At 62.2% G+C, this 12609-nt stretch carries 8 protein-coding genes; 1 reads left to right on the forward strand and 7 read right to left on the reverse strand.

All coding sequences use genetic code 11. From position 1 onward, the window contains the following. Window positions 1–71 precede the first annotated feature (71 nt). From J3O30_RS31875 to J3O30_RS31900, 6 genes are all read right to left on the reverse strand, one after another. The gene (locus J3O30_RS31875; protein ID WP_207586060.1) at window positions 72–467 is read right to left on the reverse strand and encodes a hypothetical protein; all 396 of its coding nucleotides are present in this window, start codon (window positions 465–467) and stop codon (window positions 72–74) included. Beyond that, the gene (locus J3O30_RS31880; protein WP_246762922.1) at window positions 460–717 is read right to left on the reverse strand and encodes a prevent-host-death protein; all 258 of its coding nucleotides are present in this window, start codon (window positions 715–717) and stop codon (window positions 460–462) included. The genes J3O30_RS31875 and J3O30_RS31880 overlap by 8 nt, the downstream gene beginning before the upstream one ends. Window positions 718–865: 148 nt before the next feature. After that, the gene (locus J3O30_RS31885; protein ID WP_207586061.1) at window positions 866–1798 is read right to left on the reverse strand and encodes a zincin-like metallopeptidase domain-containing protein; all 933 of its coding nucleotides are present in this window, start codon (window positions 1796–1798) and stop codon (window positions 866–868) included. A gap of 221 nt (window positions 1799–2019) precedes the next feature. Beyond that, a complete protein-coding gene (locus tag J3O30_RS31890) occupies window positions 2020–2601 on the reverse strand; it encodes a hypothetical protein (RefSeq protein WP_207586062.1) in 582 nt (193 codons plus the stop codon). Next, on the reverse strand, window positions 2598–4082 hold the full coding sequence (locus J3O30_RS33795) for a hypothetical protein (RefSeq protein ID WP_311043804.1): 1485 nt from the start codon (window positions 4080–4082) through the stop codon (window positions 2598–2600). The genes J3O30_RS31890 and J3O30_RS33795 overlap by 4 nt, the downstream gene beginning before the upstream one ends. Before the next feature lie 78 nt (window positions 4083–4160). Then, entirely contained in the window at window positions 4161–5864 is a 1704-nt protein-coding gene (locus J3O30_RS31900; RefSeq protein ID WP_207586063.1) for a ParB/RepB/Spo0J family partition protein, read from the reverse strand. 386 nt (window positions 5865–6250) lie between these two features. Here J3O30_RS31900 and ligD point away from each other — a divergent pair, with 386 nt between their 5' ends. Further along, on the forward strand, window positions 6251–7297 hold the full coding sequence (ligD, locus tag J3O30_RS31905) for a non-homologous end-joining DNA ligase (RefSeq protein ID WP_207586064.1): 1047 nt from the start codon (window positions 6251–6253) through the stop codon (window positions 7295–7297). Window positions 7298–7472: 175 nt separating this feature from the next. On the opposite strand, the gene J3O30_RS31910 is transcribed toward ligD, so the two are convergent. Then, on the reverse strand, window positions 7473–12557 hold the full coding sequence (locus tag J3O30_RS31910) for a helicase-related protein (protein WP_207586065.1): 5085 nt from the start codon (window positions 12555–12557) through the stop codon (window positions 7473–7475). Between the last annotated feature and the right edge of the window lie 52 nt (window positions 12558–12609).

Consider the following 12609-nt stretch of genomic DNA (forward strand, 5'->3'; position numbering starts at 1 on the left):
CAGGCGTTACTCCGCCAGCGACAATGCCGCCCCCACTGATCCCTTGCTCGCTCAAAGCATGAAGATTGACGTTACGAGCGCGCGACGCCTGCGAGTTTTCGGGCCGCGGCCGCCTGTTTGACGGTGCTGGCGATGGTCTTGAGAAAGGCCGGGCTAAAGCTTCCAATCGGCGTGGTCGTTTCGAAGTCGAATGCCTTGTCGAGCTCTACCCGATTATACTCGTCGAGAATGATCCAGCAGGGGAAATCGAGCCCGGCGCGACGACACTCCATCTGGCTGATGGCAAGGGACACCCGGTCTGTTCCGGGCATTTGTGACGTGATGGGAAAGAGAAACACAGCGCCTGGCACAGCGAGCGTGCGAACGACGACGCAAGTGGGCCTTGCCTTGCGACCTGACTCTTCTCCAGCCGCCGCCTCGCGGTTCCACAGATAGAAAAACCGGACGATCTGCCCAGGCTCAAGCATTGTCAGTCCCGATGATGTCTTCAATGCCGGTCATCAGTTCCTGATGGACATCGTCCGGCGCCTCTAACAGGTCGTAGGCCTGGGTGTGGGAGCGACCGATGAGCTTTCGATATTGCTCGGCCGTCAGGATGACCAGCTTGTCCTTGCCACGCTTCGTCAGGCTCACCGGTTCTATAAGAGCCGCCTCGAGGATTTCGCCCGAAACGCGATTCATGTCTGAAAATGTAAACTGCTTCATCAACGCCTCCATAGCGAATTACCTACAATACGTAATCTATGCGATTCATGCAATCTGAATTGGGGACGTTCCGGATGGTGAGCCGCAGGGAGGGCCCGTCCCTGCGAGAGCTGATTTATTTCAGCCGAGGCGGCTCGGTTGGACCGGATGGCAATGATGGCTAGGCTGCGTCGCGATGTGGCTCCGACTGCAGATGGTGTAGAAACGCCACGGATCGCTGCGCCTGAGCAGCGGCCTGGACGATGAAGCGCTTGTCGTTCTTCAAGACCGAGAGCCAAGAGGCGAGGTAGCTGGCGTGGTCGGGGCGGGGTTCCAACGCCGGCACAATGCCGAGATCAGCAGCGAGAAAAGCGGCGCCGAGTTCGGCGATCAACTCTTCCCGGGCACGCTCCGTGCGATCTTTTGCATACTTTGAGAGATCGCGGTTCAGCCGGTGGCACGCTCCGGCCCAATGCACGCTTTCATGCGCCAGGGTCGCATAGTAGCTCTCGACGTCACGAAACGTCTCGATTGGCGGCATCTGGATCAGATCAGGGCTAGGGGCATAAAAGGCCCTGTTGCCGCCGTGGCGGACAATCGCGCCGGTCTTCGCGAAGAAGGCATCCGCATGGGCGATCCTGTCGATCCGTTGAACAATCGCACCGCCAGACCCATCCCCGTATCGGTCTCCGAGACCGTCGATCTGCTCAATGTTGAACACGCTGTAAGCCTTCAAAAATGGGATGTCGCGCTCGATCTCATGTCCCTCTCCATTGGTTTCGGTCTTGCTGATGCGGTTAGCATAAACCACCATCGAACTCGTCTCGCCCTTTCTGACACAGGCGCCTAGCTCCTGCGCCTGACGAAACGTCATCCAGGTCGGCGAGGCATAGCCACGAGCCATGGCTTCAGACCAGAGAAGCAGCACATTGATGCCCGAATAGGGTTCGCCGTTGTGGCGCAACGGCCGGGACACCCGACCGTTAAGATATTTGCTGTTCCACGGCTGCACCCAGGGCCGTACGCCCTGGTCCAATGCTGCAATCATCTTGTCGGTGATGCGCGTATAGACATCCACCCGCTGCTCGCTGGTCCCTTTATCCTTCTTCATCATCCTGTCCTCACTTTTTGGCAACCGCGCCAATCGCGGTTCGTCACGGCGGTCGAAAAAGCGGCCGTAGGAGGCGGCGCACCCGCTGACAGACAAGATTGACTGTTGGAACCTTTGCGGACGGGCCGAAACGAAGTGGAGGACGGCTTGGCCGTTGCGACGTCCATCTCCGGCGACGCTAGACCGCTCACCGGGACGAAAGAAGGGGCTCACGCCCCTTCGGTTCAATCGAAAGCCGACATCTGCAGCGAGGCGGCCTTCTGGTCGATCGACGGCGCCGTGACCGTGGAACCGGTGCGTTCATAGGGTTTCCAGGTTTCGCCGGTGATATCTTCGTAGGCCGAGACGGCACCTTCGGCGGCCATGCGCAGCACGTGGGCCTGCAGCCCCGTGTCGGCGGCGAACTCGCGCTTGCGCTGCGCCCGGCTGTCGAAGCCGACGGGACCGTCGAGATCCTCGTTGCGATCGTCGTTGGAGAGCTTGGTGGTCAGGTCCCGCGCCTCGGTGACCGCCCGGCTGTAGAACTGCCCGGCGCCGTGAGCCGAGCCGACGAAGGAGCCGACGATGCGCTGCATGTGGATCTGCATGGCCTTTTCGGCGAGACCTTCCTTCAGCGCGTCGGCGCTGTCGATGAGCTGGCTGCGGTGAAGCTCGCGGATGCCGTCGCTGTCGACGATGGCAAGGCCGAAGCTTTCGCAGATGCGGCTCGCCTGGGGTGCGTCGGGGCAGGCATGGCGGACCATGTCGAGGGTGGTGGCGCGTTGTGCGGCGGGGCCGGTCTTGGAGGAGCGGTTGAGCGATGTCATGATCGATGTCCTTGTGCGTGGTTGAGCGAAGCCCGGGTCTGCCGCTTTCCGGCACTTCCCCTCGGGTGCGGTCGACACGAACCGGGCAAGCGGCCTGGCCCAAGGTCAGGGCGATGCGATCGAGCAGGGTGGGGTTGCGGGGGATGCGGGCCGCAGCGCGGGCTGCAGCAAACGCGGCTCCGCCTTGAGAAGAGCGCGTCGCTCCTGCCGCCACGCGGCGCGGAACGCGGCCTTTGACCAGGTCGCGACCGGTTCAGACCGCAGCAAACCCGAGGACTGAGCCGGAAGCTGCTCGACCTCTTGGCCAAACACCGCACGGCGTCGCGCATGTCCGCCACCACGCTTTCGACCGCGTCCACGAACAACCGGCAGACGATCGGTCCGCCGACGGTTTCCCTACGCACAGGTCGAGATCTCAGTGCGGTTCGACCGGCTCGTCCTGCAAAACGCGCTTCATGGTCCAGGCTATCGCCGCCGCAACGCATGAAGATCTTCGGAAGACAAATCGGCCCTGCACCAGCATCGTCTGGAGCCGACGCTTCCATCGGTCGCCGGCTCTCATCTGCGTCGGCCTCAGGCGTTGGCCGGTCCTGGCAGGCCGAGCGCCCTTTGCGGTTCGCCTCGGCATCTCGCGCCTCGGTCCAGCCGACGAAGCTCGACGGTCCGGCATATCGCCGGTCACGCGCCTCGTCGATGACGAAGCCGAACGCGCCGATGTCGTAGAGCGCCTCGTCGACCAGGTAGCGCCGTTGTTCGTCCGCCGGTGCGCGGCAACCGGTCGACCGCCTGCCACCGAGCATGGCGATGCATTCAACGAAGCCAGGATGTTGCCTGGACTGGATGGCCGAGACCACCACCCATCGGTTGGCGTTGTCGCGGTCGAAGCGGCTGCGGTCCTTGGCGCGGGACTGGCCGGGTTGGAGAACCTGACCGTGTCTTGCTTCCCATGCCTCCGGGTAAACATCGCGCAAGATGTCGTCGGCCTGGCGCTTCTCGAAATCGGTAAAGAGGTTGGGATAAGTGGCCGCCACAGCAACCCAGGCGCAATCCTCCTCATAGAAACCGTCATCGGTGCGCAAACCCGGCGCAATGAGCCTGTTACGGTCTGGCGAGAGCGCAAATCCGCCGTGGCTTGCGGTGCTGTGGGCGACGATGCCGGGAGCATAAAGCACCGCGTGTTGCGATTGGCCCCACGGCGTCGAAGTCCGAACCGAGACTGTCCGGCGATTGAGATCAGCCAGCTGAGCGACATGGGTCGCCCATTCCTCGACTGTGCGCCGGAAGCCGGCCTCGTCGACGGGATCGGTTCGCCGGTCGTGAAAATCGGCGATCGTCCAATCCTCGATCGGTCGTTTCAGGGCCCAGGCCTTGACGAGGTGGTAGCCGGGCTCAGACGGGACCATGGCGAAGGCCTGATCACCAACCAGAGCCGCGAATAGTCCGTCGCGGGTTTTTCCATAAAGGGGAGATGTTGCGGACATTGTCTGCTCCTGTCCATGGATTGAAATGAAAACGCCGCCGGCAAGCCGGCGGCAGAGGGTGGACATTGGGTGGCGATGTTATTCGGCCGCCTCGCGGAAATCGTCGGCACCGTCGGCGCCGCTGCGGTCAGACGCCGGAGCCTCGTCCTCTGTCACCGGGGCTGTCTCGTCATCCTCCTCCTCGAGGTTGGATGTCGCGGACGTGAAGCGGCTCGCCCAGGCCAAGACCTCGGCGGCGTCTGGCGCGATCGCTGCTGCCGGCAGAACAAGGCGGTCGTCTGCGAAATGTTCGACCACGGCGGCGCGGGTGTCCTTGACCTTGACGCGGCCAGCCACCCCGGCGGTTTCCGCGACGGCCTCCAGTGCCGTGCGCGACAGGCATGAGAGAAACTCCTCGCTCGCCATGCTGGTCAGAAACTGATCAGCGCCGATGGCATCGCCGGCGATACGGGCAACCATTCCGCTATCGGATCGGTTGCGGCGAAGCGACAGGACCTCGATCAGAACCGAGCGTGCGACCTGGCCAAGGGTTTCGCGATCGAAGGAGAGCTTGCCATCCTCATCGACCAGCCGCACCGCATGTGGAGCGCATTTGGCATGACCGTAGGGATTGTCGGATGCGCCGCTGGCGATCGTGACGTTCTGGCCGGTCAGAGCAAGGACGAGCAGCGCCGTCAGTGTGTCATTCTCGATGGGTGCACGCGCAAGCGCCTCGTGAAGGGCATCCGTGCGCAGATCGCCGACCATGTCGAGACCCTTCTGGGTGACGTCGGGACGGGCCTTGGGCGCTTCGAGGTCTTCGACGACCGTATCCACACCGTCGGCATCCTTGACCACCTTCGGCTTCTTGGCTTCAGGCATGCGATAGGCCACGGATTGCACCGACCCGTCGCGGGCATTGATGTACCAGCCGGTCAGATCGCCCTTGCCGGGCTTGCCGTAGACCTGTTGCGCCTTGGCCGGCAGCTTGGCCTGGCCGTATTCATTGGCCTCGATGATCGCACCGCGCTTGGGCAGGTTATTCGACAGCCACTCCTGTTGGGCGCCGAGAAACGCCTCGATATCGGTCGTATAGCGGCTGTCCTCATCGGCCGGCGCAAACAGGTCCTCGACCCAGGTGATGCCATAGGCCTGTGCGAGGTCGTCACCGAAGCTGGCATGCTTGGCGAGCATCCGGGTGCGGGTCAGTGCGCGGGCGACCTCCCACCACGATACCTGCGGCTCCTGCTTCTTCGGCTTGTACTTTTTCCAGACCTCAGCCTGCTCGTCCTGGCCGGCGGCGGCGATGGTGCGCAGCTGCTGCTCATTCGGCATATCGCCGCGAGCCATGTGATCGAGCATGGCGGGCAGGATATTGGCGAGCAGCCGCAGCTTGCGAAGCTGTCGCGCCGGGAGAGCCAGAGCAAGCGCGATCGATTCCTCGGTCCAGCCAAGAGCAACCAGGCGTTCGATCGCGCGCCATTGATCGACTGGGTTCAGCGGTTCACGGGCGATGTTTTCCGCGAACGACTGCATGGCGCCGAGATCGTCTCCGGGATCGGCAACCAGGACCGGGATTTCGGTGAGCTCGGCGGCAACGGCCTGAGCCGCGCGACGGTGACCGAAGACGATGATGTAGCTGTTGCCGCCTTCTGGATCGAGCTTGACGACTGGTGGCTGCACCACGCCGATCGCTCTGATCGAGGCGCAAAGTAGCGCATCGGACTGCGGAGAGGATTTAGATTGGCGCGCTTTGTCGGGATTGTCCTTCAGGCTGCGCGGATCGACTGTCATCAGTTCCATGGGAAGGTCCTTTGTCGGTTGGCGGGCGGACGGACTGTCCTTGCCCTCTCGTCTTCTTCTCGAAGACATCCCCCGAACCGCAGGACCGTCCTGCGGCTGCAACTGCGCCGGAGGGGACCTGGCTTGCGAACAAGCGAGGCACACTTGCCTTGCGCGGAGAGCGGGCCCGGTCTGGCGATCGGGGCGATTGAGGGAACCGTCAGCCACTGGTCGGTCCTGCGAATGGTGGCCCCTTCCCCTTCCCTTCCCTTCCCTTCCCCTCCCTTTCCTGTTCTCGCTTCCTATCCCTTCTTAAGGCCCTCCCCTTCCCTGCCCCGACAGCCGCCCCTCATCCATCCACGAGGCCGGGTCACCTCATTTTAAGCAATTGCTGGTGAACTCGAGGCATGACAAAGCCGCCACTCCAGCCATCCCAGCCGCTCTTGCGGAAAACCGAAGCGCCGGTCCGGTCGCGCCCGCGCAGACCGCGCGATCCGGCCCAGCCGCAATTGCCGTTCGACCCGATGCCCGATCGCATCGAACCATGCCTGGCACTCCTGAAGGCGAAACCACCGCGCGGGCCGGATTGGCTTTTCGAGGTCAAATGGGACGGATACCGGGTGGCGGTCCATATCAGGCCGAACGATGTCCGGATCATCACCCGCGGCGGACACGATTGGACCGATCGGTTTCCGGCGATCGCGGATGCGGCCCGCACGATCAGTGTCGGCACGGCCATCCTTGATGGAGAAGCCGTGGTTCTGGATGCGCAGGGCCGTTCCGATTTCGGCGCGCTACAGCGCTCGCTCGGAGGTCGGGGCGGCAAACAAGCCTCCGGCGAGGCGATCCTCTACGCATTTGACTTGTTGTATTTCGACGGTCACGACCTCACCCGCATGGAGCTGTCCGGGCGGCGGCACCTGCTGGAAGACTTGATCAATGAAGGCGACGGGCCGATCCGCCTGTCGCAGAACGTCGAAGCCGATGGAGACGCGCTGCTGGCTGCGGCCTGCGCGCATGGGCTGGAGGGCATCATCGCCAAGCACCGCGACAGCACCTACCGCTCGGGTCGGCTCGGCGACTGGCTGAAGGTCAAATGCATTCAGAGCGAAAGCTTTGTGATTATCGGATACGAGCCGTCCGCTGCGGCACGCGGCGGGATCGGCAGCCTGTTGCTTGGGGCCCATCAGGGCGACGCGTTCGTCCATGTCGGTTCGGTCGGGACCGGCTTCAAAGAGAAAGATGCTATCGAACTGCGCCGGATGCTGGACACGCTGAAAACCGAACGTGCTCCTGTTGCGGTCGACAAAAAGGGTGTCGTCTTTGTTCAACCGACATTGATTGCCGAGATCGAATATCGAGCATGGACCGACGATGGCAAGTTACGGCATGCCTCATATAAGGGCCTGCGGGAACTGCAGGACAACGCGGCGATCTACAAACTCGGCGAGTAGCGCCGGAAGGCTCAAAACGAAAAGGCGCTCGACCCTTTCGGGGAGCGCCTTTTCTGACCCGGACAGCTTCGAACGCGCGGCAATCGCCACTGTGAGGCAAACCATCGAAACGGGTGATGACCGTTAGATGTGCATCGTCTGACCCCGTTTCAAGTGACGGCTAAGATGCCGCCATTCATGCGGCCTGCTGGCTATCCTCCCCTAATTCATCGGCGGTCGCCGCAAGATCCCTTTCGATCTCGTCCAGTTGGCTCAGCTTGAGTTCGAGCTCGGCTTCGAACGAGAAGATGTCCCCAAGACGCGGAGTATAGGAGGCGAGCCGTCGCTTGGCATCGAAGAGACGATTGCGATGGCTCTCGCGCTCGTGTTCGAACCCGCCAAGTGCGTGCTCGAGCCGGGAGATAGCGCCAATCGGTGCGGTTGTGACGGACAGCTCGATTTCGTAGTTCCCCCCGGTGCGGCAAAGCAGGGTCTCGTAGCGGTAGCCATCCTTGCCGAACCGTTCGCCCTGATAGGCGAGCTCGAACCCACCGATCCTTGCAATGCTCATCTCTCCTGGCCTCTGCAGCTGGACCAGCGTCAGGATCTCCTTCATCAGTGCGCGGCCCGCTAGCTTGCGCTCGGTGAATATTTCGCCGCCAACTTGCATGATGAAGGCATCGCCGGATGTCGGGATCAGCCGCTCGATGTCGGTGGCCGTATCCTTAATCCGCTGCGTCGAGGTGTCGATCTCGCGCTCGGCCTCGCGGATCTGTCGCCGGATCGCATGCTGATCGTCGATATGGGCGGCGCGCAACCGGTCAAGGCGGGCAATCTCCGCTTCGAGTCCTGCCTTTTGCATCAGCCGTTCGTCGCCGGACGCAATCGCCTTTGCCATAGCAAACTGGTTCGCCTGTCCCTCCCCCATATCTTCCAGCCGACGCACACTCGTGTCGCCGGACAGGGCTGCCGCGATGAACCGGGCCTTGCGCTCGTTGTTCTGCCACATGGTGGCGTCGAGGCTCCCAAGCGTCGCATAGGCAAAGACATCCACCTCGTCATGCTGATTGCCCTGGCGAACGATACGGCCTTCGCGCTGCTCGATCTGCGATGGCAACCACGGTACGTCGAGATGATGCAAAGCTTTCAATCGGGCCTGAACATTGACGCCAGTGCCCATAGTTTCGGACGAACCGATCAGCAAGCGGACTTTGCCGGCATTGAAGTCGTTGAACAGCCGCTGCTTGGCATCCGACTTCTTGTAATCCTGCATAAACGCGATTTCGGAAGCCGGCATGCCCAGGCGAACGAGCTCATCTCGGATCCATCTGTAGGCGGAAAAGCCGCGCGTGGTTTCGACCGAGATCGTGCCCAGATCGGAGAAGATCAGCTGGCCGGCGCCCGGCCGGTCAAACGGCTTGCCGTCCTTGCGGCGATATTCCGCCTTTCCCGTCTCCTGCCAGATCCGATAGGTGTTCCTGACAAGCGCATTCAGCTTGTTTGCTGCCTCATTGCCCATGGCCTGATCCACCAGCCGCAGATCGATGGCTGCATGGCGGCCGTCCGTTATCACCGAAAGCAGGATGTCGTCACCCGGCTTTGCCGGCCCGTCGCGCATCTCGATTGCCTTGATCCGCGCGTCCAACTGCTTCTGGTAAGCCTTGAACGCCAGCGTCGGCTCGGCGGTGACGATCTGGCGCTTGCCGCCGGAGATCTCCGGCACCTTCACATAGGTTCTGAGATCGGCCGGCAGCACGACATCGGCAAAGGAGCGGAACATGGCGATCAGTTCCGGCACGTTGACAAATTGGCTGAACCGGGTGACCGGCTTATACTTGCCCGAAGGCTGCAATTCGAGCTCGGTGGCGGTGTCGCCGAAGGTCGAGGCCCAGGCATCGAACTCGTGCAGACCGCGCCCGGAGAGCGCTGTCGGATCCATCATCCGCTGCACTGAGAACATTTCGCCAAGCGTGTTGGTGATCGGCGTACCTGAGGCCAGCACCAGCGCCCTGCCCGGGTTCTTCGTCTCAATGAAGTTGGATTTGACGAACAGGTCCCAGGCGCGCTGCGAGCCGTTCGGATCGACGCCGCGCAATGTCGACATGTTGGTGGCAAAGGTCAGCTTGCGGAACTCCTGCGCTTCGTCGACGATGATCTGATCGATGCCAAGCTCGGAGATGGTCAGTAGATCGTCCTTGCGGGTCGAGAGCGCTTCTAGGCGCTCCTTGTGGCCTTCCTTCATGCGCTCGATGCGCTTGCGCGACAGCCGGTCATCTCGCTCGACCTTGGTGAGCAGTTCCTCGTAGAGTTCCAACTCGTCCTGAATCATCTGCGCTTCAAACACCGAGGGCACCGAAATGAAGCGAAAGGCGGAATGGGTGATGATGATGGCATCCCAGTTGGCGGTCGCGGCCCGCGACAGGAAGCGGTGGCGCTTCTCCCTGACGAAATTGGTCTCGTCGGCGACCAGGATACGGGCATTGGGATAGAGCGCCAGAAACTCTCGGGCAGCCTGCGCCAGGCAATGCCCGGGCACGACCAGCATCGCCTTGTTGATCAGCCCGAGCCGGCGCTGTTCCATGATCGCGGCGGCCATGGTCAGTGTCTTGCCTGCTCCAACCGCATGCGCGAGATAGGTGGCGCCGGCGGAAATGATCCGCCAAATGCCGCGCTTCTGATGGCCGTACAAAGAAAAGGCGCCAGAGGCGCCGGGAAGTTGGAGATGATCGCCGTTGAAGGATCGCGGCGCAATATTGTTAAACGTGTCGTTATAGACCCGCGCCAGCCGGCCGGTCCGATCTGGGTCGGACCAGATCCATGACTGGAAGGCCGTCTTGATCTTGGAGAGCTTTTCCTTGGCCGCTTCCGTCTCCGCGGTGTTCAGCACCCGACGCTCGGTCTCGCCGTCGCGGATCGTGTCGAAGATCTGCGGCACGGACGAGTTCAAGGCGTCGGACAGAAGCTGGCCGGCATGGCGGCGGTGCGTTCCCCAGTCCGTGGTACCAGCCGCCGACCACTCCAGCTGCCGGGCATTGACCGTCCAGGTCGCCAGTTCCGGCAAATGATGGATAGAGATTTCTGCCTCCATCGTCTCTCTGACGAACGCGACGACATCGTCGGAGGGGATCCAAGGGGCGCCCAACCGTGCGGTGATATCCGAGGGCCTGAGATCGGCAGGTTGGACGCGCTCCAGCGCCGTCACGTTTCGCGCAAAGGCGGGATCGAGCTTGGTGGCAGCTCGGGCAAAAGTGAGCTTCGATCGGACCGCGCCGGATAGGTAGGCATCAGCCATCTGCCATGAACCATCCGACGGATCGCGGAAAATCGCCTCGCCCAATTCCTCGATCACCCCCTCCACGTCGCGGTGCAGCAGCTCGGCGATGTGATCTGGATCGACATGGCCTCTGTCGTTCAAAACCACGGCAAGCGCGTCGAGCGCAGAGGTGATCACCGGTGACGGCGCCGACGCGATCACCCGCTCGCTGAAGATCGGCCCGGGCTTGGCGGTGTTGGTTTCCAGATCGTAGTCTTCGATCGAGGCGACCAGCCAGCAATCGGGATCGTCGAGGAAAGGCGCAAGATTCGGCCGGCGATGGATCTCCCTGATCTCACCGGTTTCCGGGTCCTCCGATGTCGAGACGGAGGTAAAGTTGATTGGCCCGAACTCGCGCACAAAGCTCGACCAGGCGATGCGCAGCGTGACCTGCGCCTGGGTCCATGGCCGGTCGCGTTCCTGAAGCTTGAGGATGAGCCGGACCGCATCGCGGATCGGGATCAGCTTGCGGATAATGAGTGCATGCTTGGCAAAAATGCCATCGGTGCTCTTGCCCTTTCTGACATTAACCGGAACAGCGACGCCGTCCACGACCTGCATCAAGGCTGTCGCCTTACCGATGAAATAGCTGCCTTCGCGAACTTGTCTGTCGGCGGCCCGCTCGGCCATCGCTTCCGCCACCTCATCCTCAAGTTCGGAATCGAAGGTGGACGGCTCGCCGTCATAGATGTCCGCAGGAAGCCCTTCGATGGCATCGTTCAAGATCGTTTCGAGATCGCCACCTATCGGCCGGCATGTGTAGGTCTCGCCGAAAGGTCCCGAGGTGATCGCATGGCGCCCCAGCACCATGTCGGGATGATCGACGAACCATCTGTTGATACGGACGCTACCGCCCTCGCCCTCCAGTCCAACATCCGCAAGATCAATCCAGCTGTCATTGCCGGCCTGCTCATCGGCATGACGCTTTCGGAAGAAGAGGATATCAACAACCACATCCGTGCCGGCGTCAGCCCGAAAACTGCCCTCGGGCAGGCGAAATGCTCCGACAAGATTGGCCATACCGGCAATGTATTCGCGAGCGCGGGCGGCTGCCTTGTCCATCGTGCCCGACGAGGTGACGAAGGCAGCAAGTCCTCCGGGCTTCAGCCGATCCATCGCCTTGGCTATGAAATAGTCATGCAGCCGGAGACCGAGGGACCGGAAGTCCGGATCACTCCTCACTGTCCGATCCGAAAACGGCGGATTGCCAATCGCCAGATCGAAAGACGCCGGCAACTCGGTCTGTGCGAAATCGCCGTTGAGTATTCTGGCCTGCGGCTGCAGCAGGCCCACGATCCGGGCAGTGACTGGATCGAGCTCTACCCCGGTGACGTGGCTGCGCGCCGAGATTGCCTCCGGCATCAGCGCCGGAAACAGCCCTGTGCCGATTCCGGGTTCGAGGATGCGGCCGCCGTCAAAACCCAACTTCGCAAGCCCGGCCCAGATAGCCCGCACAATGAATTCCGGCGTGAAATGTGCATATTGGGTGCAGCGGGCAAGCGATGCATAGTCGGCCGCATTGACCGAGGCTTCCAGGCTTTCACCAAGCTGCTCCCATCCGGCGCGGAAAGTTGCAGCACCCGGGCGCCGGAATATGCCGTTGGCCAAATCGGAGGCACCGAAGCCGGTAAATCGGATCAGCCTTGCCTGCTGATCGGGACGCGCCGGCAAGCTGGAGCGCTCGATCTCGTTGGCAAGCCGGATGGCGGCGATATTGTCGCGGGCCCGCTCCCGCCAGGTCTTGGCGAGGCCGCGCGATCCTTGGAGCCGGAAATTGACGTTAGGTCGCGTGATGGCCTTGGCTTGTTCTGGCGTGGCAGCCGGCTTTGCTGGTGGGTGGCATGTGGGTTCTGCAGCGCCCTCGCCACCACCCACGGCTGGCGAGAAGGCCGATCCGGCAATGTCGAAACCGGAAGACAGCGATGTTTTGCCAAAGAGGTCAAGGGTGAAGGGGTCGTCATGTGCCATGGGAAGCTCCTGTGTCGGAAAGGCGCGTCCGAACAGCCGGCTTGTCCGGAAA

It is taken from the genome of Rhizobium sp. NZLR1, from assembly GCF_017357385.1.
GTDB lineage: Bacteria > Pseudomonadota > Alphaproteobacteria > Rhizobiales > Rhizobiaceae > Rhizobium.

Bases quoted from the DNA above. Each gene is read 5' to 3' on its own strand.
- J3O30_RS31875 (WP_207586060.1), bottom strand. From the start codon at position 467: ATGCTTGAGCCTGGGCAGATCGTCCGGTTTTTCTATCTGTGGAACCGC.
- J3O30_RS31880 (WP_246762922.1), bottom strand. From the start codon at position 717: ATGGAGGCGTTGATGAAGCAGTTTACATTTTCAGACATGAATCGCGTT.
- J3O30_RS31885 (WP_207586061.1), bottom strand. From the start codon at position 1,798: ATGATGAAGAAGGATAAAGGGACCAGCGAGCAGCGGGTGGATGTCTAT.
- J3O30_RS31890 (WP_207586062.1), bottom strand. From the start codon at position 2,601: ATGACATCGCTCAACCGCTCCTCCAAGACCGGCCCCGCCGCACAACGC.
- J3O30_RS33795 (WP_311043804.1), bottom strand. From the start codon at position 4,082: ATGTCCGCAACATCTCCCCTTTATGGAAAAACCCGCGACGGACTATTC.
- J3O30_RS31900 (WP_207586063.1), bottom strand. From the start codon at position 5,864: ATGGAACTGATGACAGTCGATCCGCGCAGCCTGAAGGACAATCCCGAC.
- ligD (WP_207586064.1), top strand. From the start codon at position 6,251: ATGACAAAGCCGCCACTCCAGCCATCCCAGCCGCTCTTGCGGAAAACC.
- J3O30_RS31910 (WP_207586065.1), bottom strand. From the start codon at position 12,557: ATGGCACATGACGACCCCTTCACCCTTGACCTCTTTGGCAAAACATCG.